At 58.8% G+C, this 14,293-nt stretch carries 28 protein-coding genes and 1 tRNA gene; 14 read left to right on the top strand and 15 right to left on the bottom strand.

Annotated elements, in window-relative coordinates; all coding sequences use genetic code 11:
- Positions 1–42 precede the first annotated feature (42 nt).
- From J1C56_RS09005 to J1C56_RS08990, 4 genes are read left to right on the top strand one after another with little or no spacing between them, the layout of a single operon-like run.
- The gene (locus J1C56_RS09005) at positions 43–1,062 is read left to right on the top strand and encodes a hypothetical protein (RefSeq protein ID WP_214388029.1); all 1,020 of its coding nucleotides are present in this window, start codon (positions 43–45) and stop codon (positions 1,060–1,062) included.
- 1 nt (position 1,063) lies between these two features.
- The gene (locus J1C56_RS09000) at positions 1,064–1,348 is read left to right on the top strand and encodes a hypothetical protein (protein ID WP_214388027.1); all 285 of its coding nucleotides are present in this window, start codon (positions 1,064–1,066) and stop codon (positions 1,346–1,348) included.
- Positions 1,345–1,611 (top strand): hypothetical protein, encoded by a 267-nt coding sequence (locus J1C56_RS08995; RefSeq protein ID WP_214388025.1) that lies wholly within the window; start codon positions 1,345–1,347, stop codon positions 1,609–1,611. Before J1C56_RS09000 ends, J1C56_RS08995 begins: the two co-directional genes overlap by 4 nt.
- Before the next feature lie 32 nt (positions 1,612–1,643).
- Entirely contained in the window at positions 1,644–2,567 is a 924-nt protein-coding gene (locus tag J1C56_RS08990; protein ID WP_214388023.1) for a glycosyltransferase family protein, read from the top strand.
- A gap of 35 nt (positions 2,568–2,602) precedes the next feature.
- Here J1C56_RS08990 and J1C56_RS08985 read toward each other — a convergent pair whose 3' ends face one another.
- Positions 2,603–2,971 (bottom strand): hypothetical protein, encoded by a 369-nt coding sequence (locus J1C56_RS08985; RefSeq protein WP_214388021.1) that lies wholly within the window; start codon positions 2,969–2,971, stop codon positions 2,603–2,605.
- Between the two features lie 65 nt (positions 2,972–3,036).
- Here J1C56_RS08985 and J1C56_RS08980 point away from each other — a divergent pair, with 65 nt between their 5' ends.
- From J1C56_RS08980 to J1C56_RS08960, 5 genes are read left to right on the top strand one after another with little or no spacing between them, the layout of a single operon-like run.
- Positions 3,037–3,741 carry a hypothetical protein gene (locus J1C56_RS08980; RefSeq protein WP_214388019.1) on the top strand — a complete coding sequence of 235 codons (705 nt, stop codon included), beginning with the start codon at positions 3,037–3,039 and terminating at the stop codon, positions 3,739–3,741.
- Between the two features lie 2 nt (positions 3,742–3,743).
- Positions 3,744–3,929: a hypothetical protein gene (locus tag J1C56_RS08975; protein ID WP_214388017.1), complete on the top strand. Its 186-nt coding sequence runs from the start codon at positions 3,744–3,746 to the stop codon at positions 3,927–3,929.
- Entirely contained in the window at positions 3,926–4,165 is a 240-nt protein-coding gene (locus tag J1C56_RS08970) for a hypothetical protein (RefSeq protein WP_214388016.1), read from the top strand. The genes J1C56_RS08975 and J1C56_RS08970 overlap by 4 nt, the downstream gene beginning before the upstream one ends.
- On the top strand, positions 4,162–4,377 hold the full coding sequence (locus J1C56_RS08965; protein WP_214388014.1) for a hypothetical protein: 216 nt from the start codon (positions 4,162–4,164) through the stop codon (positions 4,375–4,377). The genes J1C56_RS08970 and J1C56_RS08965 overlap by 4 nt, the downstream gene beginning before the upstream one ends.
- Complete coding sequence (locus tag J1C56_RS08960) at positions 4,374–4,673, top strand: hypothetical protein (protein ID WP_214388012.1); 300 nt, start codon at positions 4,374–4,376, stop codon at positions 4,671–4,673. The genes J1C56_RS08965 and J1C56_RS08960 overlap by 4 nt, the downstream gene beginning before the upstream one ends.
- Positions 4,674–4,807: 134 nt before the next feature.
- On the opposite strand, the gene J1C56_RS08955 is transcribed toward J1C56_RS08960, so the two are convergent.
- The 8 genes from J1C56_RS08955 to J1C56_RS08920 form a co-directional block, all read right to left on the bottom strand.
- Positions 4,808–5,152: a hypothetical protein gene (locus J1C56_RS08955; RefSeq protein WP_214388010.1), complete on the bottom strand. Its 345-nt coding sequence runs from the start codon at positions 5,150–5,152 to the stop codon at positions 4,808–4,810.
- A 104-nt stretch (positions 5,153–5,256) separates the two neighbouring features.
- Entirely contained in the window at positions 5,257–5,415 is a 159-nt protein-coding gene (locus J1C56_RS08950) for a hypothetical protein (protein WP_214388008.1), read from the bottom strand.
- A gap of 56 nt (positions 5,416–5,471) precedes the next feature.
- Positions 5,472–6,320 carry a hypothetical protein gene (locus tag J1C56_RS08945; protein ID WP_214388006.1) on the bottom strand — a complete coding sequence of 283 codons (849 nt, stop codon included), beginning with the start codon at positions 6,318–6,320 and terminating at the stop codon, positions 5,472–5,474.
- 164 nt (positions 6,321–6,484) lie between these two features.
- A complete protein-coding gene (locus J1C56_RS08940; RefSeq protein WP_214388004.1) occupies positions 6,485–6,634 on the bottom strand; it encodes a hypothetical protein in 150 nt (49 codons plus the stop codon).
- Positions 6,635–6,639: 5 nt separating this feature from the next.
- A complete protein-coding gene (locus J1C56_RS08935; RefSeq protein WP_214388002.1) occupies positions 6,640–6,861 on the bottom strand; it encodes a hypothetical protein in 222 nt (73 codons plus the stop codon).
- 230 nt (positions 6,862–7,091) lie between these two features.
- A complete protein-coding gene (locus J1C56_RS08930; protein ID WP_214388001.1) occupies positions 7,092–7,427 on the bottom strand; it encodes a slr1659 superfamily regulator in 336 nt (111 codons plus the stop codon).
- 802 nt (positions 7,428–8,229) lie between these two features.
- Positions 8,230–8,667 (bottom strand): acetyltransferase, encoded by a 438-nt coding sequence (locus J1C56_RS08925; protein WP_214387998.1) that lies wholly within the window; start codon positions 8,665–8,667, stop codon positions 8,230–8,232.
- A 452-nt stretch (positions 8,668–9,119) separates the two neighbouring features.
- Positions 9,120–9,356: a helix-turn-helix domain-containing protein gene (locus J1C56_RS08920; protein ID WP_214388325.1), complete on the bottom strand. Its 237-nt coding sequence runs from the start codon at positions 9,354–9,356 to the stop codon at positions 9,120–9,122.
- A gap of 109 nt (positions 9,357–9,465) precedes the next feature.
- Here J1C56_RS08920 and J1C56_RS08915 point away from each other — a divergent pair, with 109 nt between their 5' ends.
- The 5 genes from J1C56_RS08915 to J1C56_RS08895 all read left to right on the top strand — a co-directional run bounded on the left by J1C56_RS08915 (position 9,466) and on the right by J1C56_RS08895 (position 11,749).
- Complete coding sequence (locus J1C56_RS08915; protein ID WP_214387996.1) at positions 9,466–9,858, top strand: hypothetical protein; 393 nt, start codon at positions 9,466–9,468, stop codon at positions 9,856–9,858.
- A 68-nt stretch (positions 9,859–9,926) separates the two neighbouring features.
- Positions 9,927–10,754: a hypothetical protein gene (locus J1C56_RS08910; protein ID WP_214387994.1), complete on the top strand. Its 828-nt coding sequence runs from the start codon at positions 9,927–9,929 to the stop codon at positions 10,752–10,754.
- Complete coding sequence (locus J1C56_RS08905) at positions 10,751–10,987, top strand: hypothetical protein (RefSeq protein WP_214387992.1); 237 nt, start codon at positions 10,751–10,753, stop codon at positions 10,985–10,987. The genes J1C56_RS08910 and J1C56_RS08905 overlap by 4 nt, the downstream gene beginning before the upstream one ends.
- Complete coding sequence (locus J1C56_RS08900; protein WP_214387990.1) at positions 10,984–11,367, top strand: hypothetical protein; 384 nt, start codon at positions 10,984–10,986, stop codon at positions 11,365–11,367. The genes J1C56_RS08905 and J1C56_RS08900 overlap by 4 nt, the downstream gene beginning before the upstream one ends.
- Positions 11,368–11,527: 160 nt before the next feature.
- Complete coding sequence (locus J1C56_RS08895) at positions 11,528–11,749, top strand: hypothetical protein (RefSeq protein WP_214387988.1); 222 nt, start codon at positions 11,528–11,530, stop codon at positions 11,747–11,749.
- Positions 11,750–11,903: 154 nt separating this feature from the next.
- On the opposite strand, the gene J1C56_RS08890 is transcribed toward J1C56_RS08895, so the two are convergent.
- The 6 genes from J1C56_RS08890 to J1C56_RS08865 form a co-directional block, all read right to left on the bottom strand.
- A tRNA-Phe gene (locus J1C56_RS08890) sits at positions 11,904–11,979 on the bottom strand.
- 163 nt (positions 11,980–12,142) lie between these two features.
- On the bottom strand, positions 12,143–12,361 hold the full coding sequence (gene yacG, locus J1C56_RS08885) for a DNA gyrase inhibitor YacG (RefSeq protein WP_214387986.1): 219 nt from the start codon (positions 12,359–12,361) through the stop codon (positions 12,143–12,145).
- Positions 12,358–12,987, bottom strand: coding sequence for a Maf-like protein (locus tag J1C56_RS08880; protein ID WP_214387984.1), 630 nt, complete (start codon positions 12,985–12,987; stop codon positions 12,358–12,360). Before J1C56_RS08880 ends, yacG begins: the two co-directional genes overlap by 4 nt.
- Before the next feature lie 49 nt (positions 12,988–13,036).
- A complete protein-coding gene (gene infA, locus J1C56_RS08875) occupies positions 13,037–13,255 on the bottom strand; it encodes a translation initiation factor IF-1 (RefSeq protein ID WP_006200926.1) in 219 nt (72 codons plus the stop codon).
- A gap of 87 nt (positions 13,256–13,342) precedes the next feature.
- Positions 13,343–13,801: an arsenate-mycothiol transferase ArsC gene (locus J1C56_RS08870; protein WP_214387982.1), complete on the bottom strand. Its 459-nt coding sequence runs from the start codon at positions 13,799–13,801 to the stop codon at positions 13,343–13,345.
- A gap of 3 nt (positions 13,802–13,804) precedes the next feature.
- Positions 13,805–14,290 carry a UPF0262 family protein gene (locus J1C56_RS08865; protein WP_067965312.1) on the bottom strand — a complete coding sequence of 162 codons (486 nt, stop codon included), beginning with the start codon at positions 14,288–14,290 and terminating at the stop codon, positions 13,805–13,807.
- Between the last annotated feature and the right edge of the window lie 3 nt (positions 14,291–14,293).

The following is a 14,293-nucleotide window of genomic DNA, read 5'->3' as shown; positions in this document are numbered from 1 at the left end:
TAGGCCGCCCCCGAGGCGGCATTTCCCAGATGGAGACTGCCGATGCCCCGTAACGGCTCAGGTGTGATGTCGTGGCCGCCAAATACGAATGGCGTGCCGAACACGACAGTATCGAGCACCCGCTACAATGCATTCCTGGCCGACCTTCTGGCCGACCTGAATGCAGCGCGTCCGGTCACCGCTGGCGGCACCGGCGGCAGTACTGCCGTTTCTGGCAATGACAACCTCAACACGACGGGCGCCGACATGGCGTCGGCCGCGACGCTCAACCTGGCCAACGCTACTGGTGTCGTCGTCAACGTCACGGGCACGACGCCAATCACCGCGCTCGGCACGGTCAGTTCGGGCGCTTTGCGTACCCTGATCTTCGCCGGTGCGCTGACGCTCACCCACAACGCCACCAGCCTCATTCTGCCGGGCGCGGCCAACATCACTACGGCGGCAAACGACACAGCCACCTTCCGTTCAAAGGGAGCCGGGAATTGGATATGCGTCGACTACAAAAAGGCGAACGGACAGTCGGTCGTCTATCCGGCGGCAGCTTCGACCACAGTTGCCGGGTTGGTCGAACTTGCCACCGACGCTGAAGCGCAAGCCAAGGCTGATGCTACCCGCGGCCTCACGCCTTCAAATCTCGCTGCCCTTGGGGCCTCGGAAACCTTCGCCGGTCTTGTTGAGCTAGCCACAGCAGCCGAGGTGGCAGCAGGAACAGACACCGCCCGCGCGCCGTCCGTGTCGACGATGAAGAGCCATCAGGGGGTGGCAAAGGCTTGGGCGAACTTTAACGCTGCAGGTACGCTAGCCGTCCGCGACAGTTACAATATCACCTCGATTACTGATAATGGGACGGGGGATTTCACGCTCAACTTTACTGCGGCCCTAGGCAATGCAACCTACTCTGTCGTTGGTTCCGGTCGCCAGGACGCCGGCGGTGGCGCCTATAACCTTGGATTGCTGGCGCCGATCACGCTCACGACTACGACGGCGAACATTCGGACCCGTGCCGTCAACAATACCGCGCTCGATTGCGACGTATTCTGCGTCGCTGTGTTTGGAGACTAAAATGAAAAGGATCATTCACCCGCTAGGCAACGGTGTGGCCGTGATAATTCCATTCGAGCAGAGTGGGATTCCAGTCGAAGAGATAGCACGCAAGGACGTCCCTGCTGGTGTGCCCTATCGTATCGTCACGACAGCCGACATCCCGGAGGACCGAACGCAACGTGATCTCTGGACCGCCGATTTCAGCCAGCCTGATGGACATGGCATCGGCGCGGCAGCCTGGCGTGCAGAGCAGGAGGCAATTCTGGCTGCTGCTCACGCCGAAGAGATCGAGGAAGGTACATGACTGTCATCACTATTCGACCCGCTCCGCCAACACCTGTTCCGGAAGTCGTCTCTTCTCGGCAGTTCAAGATGCAATTGGAGATCGACGGACTAACTGCACGCGTTGAAGCATGGGTTTCCAGCCAGCCCAAGCTTGTTCAGATCGCCTATGTTGAGAGCAAGGCATTCAATCGAGATGACCCGATGTTGCGATCGGGCTTTGCTGCGCTCGGCTACTCGTCGACACGCGTGGATGCATTCTTCACCGCCGCATCTAAGCTTTGACGCCGAAAATAGGACCAGATATGGCGTAGCAAATGAAGCGCCACGACTTGGTCATCCTTACCGGAAAACAGCGCCCGCTATTGAACGACCTGTGGTTACAGGTTCGAGAGCGCCTGCGCGGCCAAGAGCGGCAGTATGGCGGACACCCTGGCGTAACTCGCAGTCTTGTCGAAGGATTGAAACAGTTGGCCGGCATCGACTGGCTGTACGCACGACGCTTTGGCAAGTTGCGGGCAAAGACTGTTCATGCCGTCGCAGACGCCCGGGCTGTTCGGACGGGCATTGCGGCGAAGCGCGGCGGCCTGTGCGATCGGTTGATCGTCGGCCCGAATATTGTTGTCCGAGCCTTCGAAGAAGACGCTGTCTTGGCCTCTCCTGAGATCGACATGGTGTTGGTTCCAAGCAGATGGGTCCAAGATGCCTACGAAGCTGACGAGCCCCGCCTGATCGGCAAAATTGCGATCTGGCCGGCTGGCGTGGACGCAAACCGGTGGGCACCATCGGGAGGCAAACGCAGCAAGATCCTGATCTATGAGAAGCGACAGCCCGAAGCAGCTGCCGAGGCGGTCGAAGTGATCCGATCGGCAGGATTAGAGCCCGTCACGATGCGCTACGGAAATTACCAGCCCGAGGAGTTCAAGCGGGCTTTGGACGAGGCGGTTGCCTGTGTCGTTGTTGGCCAGAGCGAGAGCCAGGGCCTAGCACTGGCCGAAGCTTGGTCGATGGATGTTCCGACATTCGTTCGGCGATATGACTTCATCCCGGAAATGGCCGTCGCTTGCAGCGCGGCTCCATATCTAACCTCGTCTACCGGCGCCTTCTGGTCGAGCGACGATGAACTTCGGCAATTGTTGGCATCCGATATGGACGGCTACGCCCCGCGTGAGTGGGTTTTGGCGAACAACACGGATCGTCATGCGGCCGAAGCGTTGCTGCGCATAGCACTCCCAGCCTAATCGTCCATTTTCAACCGTCTTCGAATTTCGTCTGGTTATTGGGCCACTGAACGCCGCTGCCGTTCACAGGCCGCCTCAAGCTTGCGGAGATCATCGAGGGCGTTGAGGCGATTGAAGGCTGGGCCGTCGCCCAGCTCGGCGAGGACGATGGCTAGAATATCGAGAGTGAAGTTCAACCGGTCGATCAGTTGGGAAATCTCGTCGGTGGCATCAAACTTGGCGGTGGCGCGCAGAACCAGGCGTCGGATACGCGAAGTCGGGAACGGAGAGCCGGCACTCTCTATGAGATGAGCGATATCCGCGAATTGATCGTTCCACATAACCCCAGCCAAGCCCACGCCGCCGGATACGCCGGATACTAGCGCCGGACGCTTTGTAACGCACTCCCAAGCGAATTGATCCATTTCCGATCTGCGCTCCTGGCGGCTTTCGCTCGCCTTCTGAAACTCCACACATCTGAGGAATCCCAATGGACCGTAGCAAGTTCTACGCGGCCTTGCGCGCGCGCTCATCTGGCGTGTTCGGAACGTCGCTTTCACAAAGCCAGGTCGACGGCACCGAACGCGTGCTCGACGAGGCACAGCGCCGCGGAACGCCCCTTCGCCATCTCGCTTACATCCTTGCCACCGACTATCACGAGACGGCGCACACCATGCAGCCCGTCCGCGAAATGGGCGGCGAGAAGTACCTCCGCTCCAAGCGCTACTACCCTTGGGTGGGCGAGGGGCTGGTGCAAGTCACCTGGGAAGAGAACCACCGGAAGTTCGGCGCAACGACCCCGGGCCAAATGATGACATGGCCGATTGCCTTGCGGGCGATCTTCGATGGCATGACCAAGGGCATGTTCACCGGCAAGAAGTTGGACGACTACATCAAGGGCGACCGCTGCGACTACGTCGGCGCCCGCCGCATCGTCAACGGCACTGACCGAGACGACGATCTGGCCAGGTATGCCGAGACCTTCGAAGCCGCTCTCCGTGCCGCCAACTACCTCGGTGTAGCGCCGCAGCCTCGTCCGACGATCCCCGAACCGAAGCCGGCTCCCTCAATACCTGCGCCAGCGCCTACCAAACCCGCGCCACCGCCGCATCCCACCGAACCCGCCAAGGGCTTGGCCTTCTTCCTGCAACTCATCCCTAAGGCGATTGCCGCCTGGTTCTCGAAAGGACACTGACCATGGGACCGTTCATTCGCATCGCTCTCCGCTATGGCGTGGGCGGCATCATTGGCTATCAGCTGGCGGATCAGCTTGCCGGCGATCCTGATGTTGTTGCCGTCGCTACAGTCGTGGCAACGGCGGCGGTCGGCTTTGTGACCGAGGGCTTCTACATGCTGGCCCGCAATCTGGGATGGCGGACATGACCGCGCTGCTCCTCTCCTTCCTCACCAACCCGACCATGTTGGCGATCATGGGGGGCGTGGTCGCGGCGCTCGTCGCCTACATCAAGGGCGGCATCGATGCAGCGAGCAAGGAACGCGCCAAGCGTGAGGCTGAGGAAGCCAAGGCCAGGGACATCGCCGACGACGTGCAATCCGATGTCGGCGCCATGTCGGCCGATCAGGTGCGCGCCGAACTCGCCAAGAGGACACGGCCATGAAGCGCCGGCTGCTCGACCTCGTTACGCGGATCCTGCTGCTGATCGTCGTCCTGACCGGTGCAGCCGCCTGCACGACACCGCGCGGGAGCATCTGCCTTGGTCCTGATGCCCGCTATCGGCAAGAGGTCTATGACGCCATGAATGCCGAGGAAGCAGCCCGGCACCTCACCATTCTGAAGACACGCGAGGAACTGTGCGGGAGGAAGCCATGAGCGACCAAAAGCACTTCGGTATGGATATCGACATGAAGATGAGCCTGGGCAACATGATCGTCATCGGCACGTTGCTGGCGTCAATCATCTTCGGCTGGGCGAACTTTCGATCTGATATCGAGGCCAACAGATTGGCCACTGCGGCGAATACGACCCGCATCGAGCGCTTGGAGATCCAGAGTGGCGAGATGAAGGACCGCCTGACACGGATGGAGGTCACGCTGCAGAACGTGTCCATGCAGATCGATCGTGCGGTGAGGCTGCTGGAAAAGAGCGGCAACCCAACTGCCCCATAGGAACGGGTAGAATCATGATACCGTAACGGACGTTTAAACACTCCCATCCCTCGCCCCGTTGCCGAAAGGTGGCGGGGCTTTTTTACTTTTGGAAGCGCCTGTGACAATGAGCGGTGAGCTAATCGTCACGCCGGTTAGCCGATCCATTCGGCCCATGGCGACCACTTCTCCAGCCATATGAGAAGCAGGACTATGGCCATAGCCATGGGCCAACCCATGTAGGCTAAATAGATCGCTGCGTGATCGGTCGACGCTTCACTTCCCTCCCGCACGGCACGCACGGCAATTTCATAGGCGCGAACACTCGCGTCTGGGCCATCGCCGATACGCAAGCCGGCAATGAACTTCTTGCCGTGCGTCTCTTCGTCGACAAGCATGGCGCGCAGTGCAAGTTGATGGATTTGATCCTTGGTCAACAGTGTAGGCATAGCATCAATCCAAAGCGCTGCTCGTTCGAGCGCGCCGCCAATGATGCTCAAACGGATGCTTCTGGTTTGCAAGCACCGGATTGCGCTGTTTGTAACGGCTGCGTTAGAACGCGGCTATCGAGCCATTCTCAGCCTGCCCGATTGCGGTGGCTGGGCTATAGGTCGAGGATTCTTTCGAAAAAGCCGACATACTTGAGCTTCAGTGCGCTGAGCTGCTTGGCTGCTTCATCTGCGGAGATTTCACCACTGGCATGGCTTCGGCGAATTTTCTCCGCGTCAAGTCTCAGTGCATTGAGGCGCTGGGATGTCCTCATGGCTCGTGTTTCCCGGCCTTTTGTCAATTGGGCAGTAGCACTCATTGCATGGCCCTCTAAATCAGCTCGTTGATATGACTGAACACAGGCTCACAAGTAACCATTATCACATTCGATCTGTTCCCGTAAAATGCATACGGTCGAGCACAATCGATGGAAACGAAGCCCCTAATGGCCCCCGCTGTGCCGCTGCTTTGTACTGGCACGATCAAGATGGAACGATAGCCGACCTTCTGTTGTGTGGGGCTTACCAAGGCAGGCTTACCAAACCATTTTAGATCCTGGACGACACGAGGTGCAGGTCCGCTCCCACAGGCGTGAAAACCTAGGAGTGAGCGCCCATCAAATTCCCGGTTTGTTGGGCGGTTATTCCCTGGGTTGCGATGGCGCACCTTCATTCTGGTGGTGCTGTTGCCCGAGAAAAGCACCAAGGATACGGACAAGTCTCCTTTTTTGGACTTTGTGACTGTCCTTGCGTAGTTTTCGATAATTCCCAGGCAAGCTCGAATTGCATCATCCTTGTCACTCGATTTTGCAATTCGGCTTTTCAGGCTCGACAGGAGATCACCGACGCGGATGATCATTTCACTTTGGACGTCGTTATCGTCCGATGATTTTGCTTTGGATAGCTTGTCTAAAACGCCCACTAATGAATGGGCTAAAAAAAACCCGCCGCCGGCGACAATTGCTGTCCATCCCGGGATTGAGCCATAAAAATAGGCTAGCCCCGGAGCCGAAGAAGCAAGTGCGGTTCTGGACAACCAATGTGTCAGGCCGACTAGACGAAACTCGCGTGGCAGTTTGTTATGGTAAAGGCCGAGCGCATTCCGGCCGAAGCGCTGCCAAACGTTGAAGTCTTCGGAAAGCCAAAGGTCGACGCGATGCTCAAACGGTGATTTCGACAAGTCGCTCTCTTCCCCCGAAGAGCACAGCCAAGGACTCAGAAGTGTCGGATCAATGTGATTCGATGAATCAGCCCCCGCCGACAGAACCAGAAAGCGAAACTTCTGTCGAATCCTGAATGACGAAGGGAAGCTGAGCCCGATGTCATCGATAGCCGAACCCGCATCTAAGCGTTCCCATCCACTTCATCGTCTTCGTCGAGCATCGGCACCGGCAGATAGCCGCCGTGCTCCAGCCATTTTCGGATCATGATCCGCAACAGGTTCCGATTGGCTGCGTCTTCGAGCTCGTCGGCGAAGTCGATGCGGTTGGTCATTTGCGCTAACCTAGCATACAAATGGCGTCCAATATCTTCGACATGAGCTTGTCGCGTGCCTGTCGTTGCAGCGTGTCCCTCGGCTCGGACGCCAGCAATTCGTCGATCGACAATCGCTTGTAGGGTGGACGTCCAGTTCCGACGTAGACATGCCGTTTGTCCATATTGAAGACCAGCTTCCACCTTGTCGTCTCATCTTCGGCCAGGATGCTCGAGATAGGCTTCATGTTCGACACTCCTTTCGCAAACAAAGACTGCCGAATGCCGATGGGCTTCGCTATCACAAGATTTGACTATTGACGTTCCTTCGCAACCCTGCCGCATCTCCCGCAGGCCTTTCGTGGAACGACATTCAGTCCCGAGGCGTTCTTGTGATGGAGCGCAGGGCAACGACCCGAACCGTCAGGCGTTCTAGCAGCGAGGCCTGTCGAGGTCGCCCTCCGGCAGGCCTTTGCTTTCAATCCATAAGCAGCACTAAGTCCGGATACAATTTCTTGAGATTTGGCAGCGCCCTTTCCTGCCAGGCGATATTGCTATTGCCCCGAACCACCAATCGAACCTCAGGGTGATTCCGGGCCTCAATCACCAACTTTGCCAGAATATTCCTGCCCTGTGAGTTGAGGAATTCAAGGTCGAACAAACGCACCGTGATAGCTGGTGGCCTGGAATTCAGGAGGTCCCGTACGAGTGCGGTAATCTCCGGAGCCGCCTTGTTTTCCAGACGCATGACCCCACTGAAATATAAATCGGTTCCCTCGACCCAAACACTGTATTCGTCGGCCTTGATATCCATAGAAGCTACCTTCAATGTATCAGATCACCTTAAACCTGCGCCCCACCATATTGGTTGCCGACCCCACAATAGATTGCTCAATTCTACGGAATTTAACTTAATTCGTCCGTTCCGTTTGCTCGGCGCGATACCTTGAGGTTTGTCGCCTCGGATCCGGGGAACTTACTTTATGGTAGGGGATTGTCTTGGCGGAGCGCGTGCCCCATCAGCCGCGCTCCAAGCAGCGGACCTGTCGTTTCCAGCCGGTAGCGGCAGGTCTCCACCCACTGTTCAAAGCCTTTGCGAACCGAAGAACGGCGAGTACGTTCATGTGGCGGAGCGACTCACACCCCTCCATCGCTCCGAGACTGAGGCCTGTCGGACCCCCCTCCGGCAGGCCTTTGGATTAAGTGTGGATAAAGTGCGGAACCAAACCGCCTGTTTTGAGTTCTGAGAATGCACAGCACGTAGCCGTTCGTCCTTACGGCTATGATCCCGCATTTCGAAGGCCTGCCTGCGCATATGCGCGGCGGGCCTTTTTTTATTGCGGCGACAGCACCTCTGTCACAGTCGAGTGCCAAGGATGCGGAGGTTTTCGCGACGCATTTTGAGGGCGCGCACTTCGACCCGATTAAGGATCGCGAAAAGGGGAAGGTCTGCGGCGCCTGGCTACGAACCGACGAGTGGAAGCCGACTGAGCGATGCGGGCCGTTGGAGTTGCCGCGGTTCTTCCGAGAATACGAGCGGTAGCTAGCCGCACCGTTCACCCCGTGTCGGGCGGTTAAACAAACCTCGGAAAACGGCGCCCACTCGTACCGATCAATTACGTGAGATATTCCAAGTGAATGAGCGGATAAGGCTTGCCTTGCCCGTCCAGTGGCGAACGGCCTGTGCGCCTGAATCCCATTTTTTCATAGAAGCCAACTGCTTGAGCGTTCTGTTCATTGACGTCGGTTGTCATTTTGGGATGAAGCGCAAGGCCGTGGCGCACGAGCGCGGCACCAACACCAGTTCCGCGACAAGCTGGATCGACGAACAATGCCTCCATGTGTCCGTTGTCAATGAGCATGAAGGCCAGCGGGTAATCATTAGCATCTACGGCAAGCCAGAGCGGTGCTTGGGGCAGAAAGCCGCACACCGTCTCGTCAATGGCAAGGCGATCCTGTGGCGACAGAAAATCATGCGTAGCGTCAACCGCGCCGCGCCAAATTTCGACTGCGCGCTCACCATCGCTGGGGCGGGAAGATCTAATCGTAATCATTGTCGTCTCGTGTTTCATTTCAATCTAGTCAAGCGGGGCGCGTCCTATTTGGTATCTATCAAGATAGCAAAGCGGGCCTTTGTCGGAAGGCTTCTCGCCTGGCTGCGTGTTTATGGAGTCTATTGGTCGAGGGTATCACCCACACCAAGGACGCTTGACCTTCGGCCGCCAGATGATTGCGTGTCCCTCTGCGAGCAAGACGTTTTCTGCCAGGCGCACGTCGGCGACACTTATGCGTACCAACGGGCGCCGATCTGAGGTCTTGTCACGATTGCCTGTGTCCTCGATCCGTAAGCTCGGGTCTCGCTTGTGCTCGACAATCCACCGGTCGTTGTGACGGTGGACCGGCCGACCGCAGAGGCAGCACGGCGCGGCGTTGTGGCCGGTGCAGTTCTACGAGAAGATGTGCTGCCGGCGCTTGTCGGTCATTCGTTGACGCGGTGTGTTCGCGGTCATGCCTTTAGGCGCACTCCAGGCCCACCATGGATTGTTTCGCCTGCTGCCTCAAACAAGACACCCGCCGTCTCCAGAGCTGTCTTGATGGCGTCTAGATTGTTAAGGACCGGGGTAGACCGCCCTGCCTCGAAGTTTCGAACAGTTGAGAGGCCAACGCGCGCCCGCGTTGCCAGCTCATCCTGTGAGAGGTTCACCAGAGCACGCCCTGCTCGACACTGATCTGAAGTTATCATAGATACCCCTGCAATGATTTTCATCGTGTATAACGAAAAGCGTTTGACATGACTAGGGGCAACGTATTACGTTCTGGTTAACGAAAAACGTTAAACAGGAGAAAGCCCAATGTCCAAAGCTGTATGTGTCACATCGCTGCCGGAAGTCGTTCCGCAGGTCGACCAGACGCCATCGTCAATTATCGAACTGATCGAAGCGCACCGCGCCGCTGTTACCGCCGATGAAGCAATGTTTGATGGTGATGGGGAGTGCCTTGACGACGCAGGGGCCGAAGCCACGCAGCGCGCAGAGCAGAAAGCCTTCCTTGCCTTGGCCCTGGCTCATTGCCGTACTACGTCCGACGTGACAGCCAAGGTGGCCTATTTCGTGAATGGCACCGTCGGTAACCGTTCTAGCCTGATCGACTACCTTGCTGTCTACGGCGAAGGGAATGACGACCTGTTTGCAGGGCTTCTGGCTTCGCTTGTGGCCGAAGAAGCATTGGCGCCCACTCACCTATAATTTCGGAAACTGCTTTGGCCGCTCGCGATTAGCGGCGGCCATGACCCACAACAATCTGGAGATTTATCATGCCGAACAATTGTGTTCCGGCCGCTGCCGAAGGCTTGCCCGAAATTAACCGCCGCCGCCTTTTGCTCGGGCTTGCCTCTGCTTCCACTGCTGCCGCAGTCGGAGCGATGCCAGCGCCGGCCAAGGCTGCTGGGATGGCGGAGAACCCGCGATTGCTCGAACTGGCATCCGAACTTCCTGCGCTGATTGCCGCATACAACGATGCGCGGCAGGCTCAGGATGCTGTCGAGGCGAAGTGGAACGCCGTCTGGCCGTGGGCTCCTGATGAACTGACTGTTCCGGGGACCGGATTGCCGTGGAGCGATACTCGCCAGCCCGGCGAGGCCGAAGGTCGGATAATGGGGGGATATCTCTGGCGCAAAGGCGACGAGTTCCCCCGGCGCATCGTCGTGACGACACGGAACCTGGACTGGGACATCGGCCACGCTAAGCGGCATCTACGCGCACTCACCAACGGTAAGCAGAAGAAGAGCGGCGGCAAAGCCCTGGCGGCATGGCGTGATGAACTCGTACGGCTGCAGCAACTGCACTGCACTGCCGAAACATACGAAAAAGAGTGCGAGCGGCTCAAGGAGCCAGCCCGAGCCGAACACAAGACGAAATGGACGGTTACCCATAAACTACGCGACGAGTTGGAAGATCACATCGCGGCCATCATGAACGAGCCGGATGCGACCATGGAAGGCCTGCTTATCAAGGCTGAGGCGCTGGCGGCGTGGGACAAAAGCGGCAAGGACATGGACAAGCTTGCCATCCGTCACGGCAGGGAATGGCATGGGCAGATTGCCGCGTCTATCCTGCGCCACGCCCAGGGAGGCGCCGCATGACCCGGTTCATCCCGCACGGCGACATGACCGCCGACCAGATCATGCGGTGCAGCTACGAGGCGTCAGCGATCCTGCGCCTTTGTGAAGCTGCTGCTTGGGCGATCCAGAACGGCGAGACCCCGGTCGACCTAGCTGACGCAATCGGTGCTGGAACGAGGGTTGCACGTGATCTGCTTGGCGTTTTGCACGACGCCCTCGAAAGCCATGAAGGCCTGAAAGGCGGTGGAGCATGAGGGCGCGGCACAACCAAGACCTACGCATCCGTCGGAGGATTGAGGCGGCGATTGAACAGTTGATTGCCCTGCTGGACTCCTTCGACCCTGACCCGGATCTCGAACCGTACCTGGCCGGCACGGGTGGCAGCCACAAGCCGCTCGACGACAGAGAGGCCGACGATAGTGATCTGGAGCCCTATCCAGCATGGACGGTAGGAGAGGCCGCACACGGCGACTATTCGACCGAAGGCATGGCCGACTTGGAGGAGCAGCACGACCGCGAGCATGACGAGTGTGACGGCGAAACGGATCAATGGTCAATTGACTGCGATGTGCCGCAATTCGGGCAGCAATGGCACGGCCACGTCATGCCAGGGGAGCATTCGACATGCTGCTAACGCGCCTCCATCTAGCCAGCATCATTTTGCGGGTTGCCGGCCGAATAGCTGAATGGCTCATGCCAGAGATTCGCGTTGTCGCGAGACGTTGCCAGAGGCCAACTGGACCCATTTGCGGTAGAGTTCGCTTGGGACATCCACCAGAGACGGGGGCAGTTACATGAGCAACGAACAAGAGCTTCATCAGTTGCTAGCTCACTGGCAGGCGGCGAATCAAATAGCGCTTCGGACGCTTGTTAAGCTCCTCGTCAAAAATGGCGCTCTTAACCCTGGCCAGTTCGAAGGCACCCTGGAAGAGACAATACGCCTAGCAGGAGAGGGCGCTGGCCGCGCTGATTATCAGATGTTGGCATCGCTCGTGAAAATGATCGACCTAGAATAGCTAGCTTGTTGCGTTCATGTCGCGTGGACCCGCCGTCGCCTCTCGGAAACCCTTGGAAATCAAGGGAACCTGCTTGCAACATGCCGCAACATGGTGAGGCCTAAAAGGGAAGAACCAGTTGGCCTCAAGTATCTGATCTTATTTAGGAAAGTGATGGTGCCCAGACGCGGATTCGAACCACGGACACGCGGATTTTCAATCCGCTGCTCTACCAACTGAGCTATCTGGGCCTAGTTCCAGGATCGGGCCAAAGCCTTGATCCGGACGCTTCGAGCGGTGCGCTGCACCCTTGAAAGCGGGTGGGTTATAACACGAGATTTGCCGCTGTCCAGCGCCTGCGACGTCTTTTTCCAGAAAGAAATCACAGGCCGTTGCGTAAGCTGAAACAGCGCCTCAGCTTCGTTCGCCGGGTTCGCTGCTGCTGGTTGGATCCTCGTCTTCGTCGTCGCGGACGGGAATGGCATAGGAGCCCGAAAGCCAGCGGTTGAGATCGACTGCCTTGCAACGCGGCGAGCAGAACGGGTAGCTGTCGCGGGCCGAGGGCTTGCCGCATTCGGGGCAGGCGATCTTGGCGCGCAAGGGGGTAACGACGGCTTCGGGCTTGTCGGTCATATGCGTGCACCGGCCTGCCAGTTGAGCTGGACCTGATAACCTTCGCCCGAAAGCAGCGATGTCGTCTCGTAGAGCGGCAGCCCCACCACATTGGTGTAGGAGCCGACGAGCTTGACGACGAAGGTGCCGGCGAGGCCCTGGATGCCATAGCCGCCGGCCTTGCCGCGCCATTCGCCCGAGCCGAGGTAGTTTTCCATGTCCTGCTTCGACAGGCGCTTGAAGCGGACGCGTGTTTCAACCAGCCGCTGCCGCAGCTTGCCTGCGGGCGTCATCAGCGCGAGGCCGGTATAGACGCGGTGCGAGCGGCCCGAAAGCAGCTGCAGGCAATGCAGCGCCTCGTCGGAGGTCTCCGCCTTGGGCAGGATGCGGCGTCCGACGGCCACCACCGTATCGGCGGCGAGGATGAAGCCGGAAGCAGGTTCTGCCTCCTTGGAAAGCACGTCGTGCGCCTTCTGGGCCTTGGTCACCGACAGGCGCTTGGCCAGCGAGCGCGGATGTTCGGCGCGCATCGGGCGTTCGTCGACATCCGCCGGGAACAGCCGGTCCGGCTCGATGCCGGCCTGCTGCAACAGCTCGACACGGCGGGGCGACCCCGAGGCAAGCACAAGCTTTTGCAGATCGCTCAATCCATGATCCTGTAGGCTGAGACCGGCCGACGTGCTGACAGCTGGCGGCTTACTTGAAGCGGTAGGTGATACGGCCCTTGGTCAGGTCGTAGGGCGTCATTTCGACGAGTACCTTGTCGCCGGTGAGGACGCGGATGCGATTCTTGCGCATGCGGCCGGCGGTGTGGGCGATGATTTCGTGTTCGTTTTCGAGCTTGACCCGGAACATCGCATTCGGCAACAATTCCGTAACAACGCCCGGGAACTCGAGGACTTCTTCCTTCGGCATTCGGTACCTTTGGTTTGGATGACTTTCCGGCGACCCGGCCGGAATTTTCGCGGAACCTATATGATATTCCACGCTTTGTGAACACGCTTAATCGGCGTCGTTTCCTTGTGCCTCGACGGCAAATCGTTTGGCCATTCTGTGCTTCAGCCGTTCGCGTACGTCGCGGTAGGCATGCATGATCTGATCGCGCGTTCCGGTGATCGCGGTCGGATCGGGCGTCGGCCAATATTCGACGTCGACGGCCATCGAGCGGGTGAATTCGAGCGCCGCGTGATGCGCTTCGGGCGCAAGCGTGACGATCAGGTCGAAATAGTCGTCCTCGAGATCATCGATGGTGCGGGGCTGGTGCTCGTTGAGCCCCATGCCTTCCTCGGCAAGCACGGCGTCGACGAACGGGTCGCGGTCGCCGGCGCGCACGCCCGCCGAAGTCACGAACACCGAAGCCGGCAGTTGATGGCGGGCAATCGCCTCGGCCATTGGCGAGCGGACGGAGTTCATTCGGCACATGAACAAGATGGAGCGCGGAGAGGTGCCGTTTGCCGCCATACGTCATCCGCGCCAGTGAAGCACGCAGATCAGCGTGAAAAGGCGCCGCGCGGTGTCGAAGTCGATCTCGATCTTGCCCGAGAGGCGGTCGAGCAGGGTCTGCGAACCTTCATTGTGCAGGCCGCGCCTGCCCATGTCGATCGCCTCGATCTGGCTTGGCGTCGAAGAGCGGATCGCCTCGTAGTAGCTTTCGCAGATCATGAAGTAGTCCTTCACGATGCGGCGGAACGGCGTCAGCGACAGGATGTGGGTGACGACCGCCTCGCCATGCTCGCGCGAGATGGCGAAGACCAGCCTGGCGTCGACCAGCGACAGCTTGAGCCGGTAGGGCCCATGGCCGTCGTCATTGATCGGATGAAAGCTGTTTTCCTCGATTAGGTCGAAGATCGCCACCGCCCGTTCATGCTCGACGTCGGGCGTCGAACGGCCGATCGATTCGTCGAGTTCGACGTCGACCAGGCGGGAGCGTGCGTGGCCTTTGTCGGACATCGC

Origin of the sequence: Aminobacter anthyllidis, from assembly GCF_018555685.1 — a bacterium.
Taxonomy (GTDB): domain Bacteria; phylum Pseudomonadota; class Alphaproteobacteria; order Rhizobiales; family Rhizobiaceae; genus Aminobacter; species Aminobacter anthyllidis.
The sequence above is the reverse complement of the archived record's forward strand: the minus strand, read 5'-3'. Positions and strand labels throughout refer to the sequence as shown.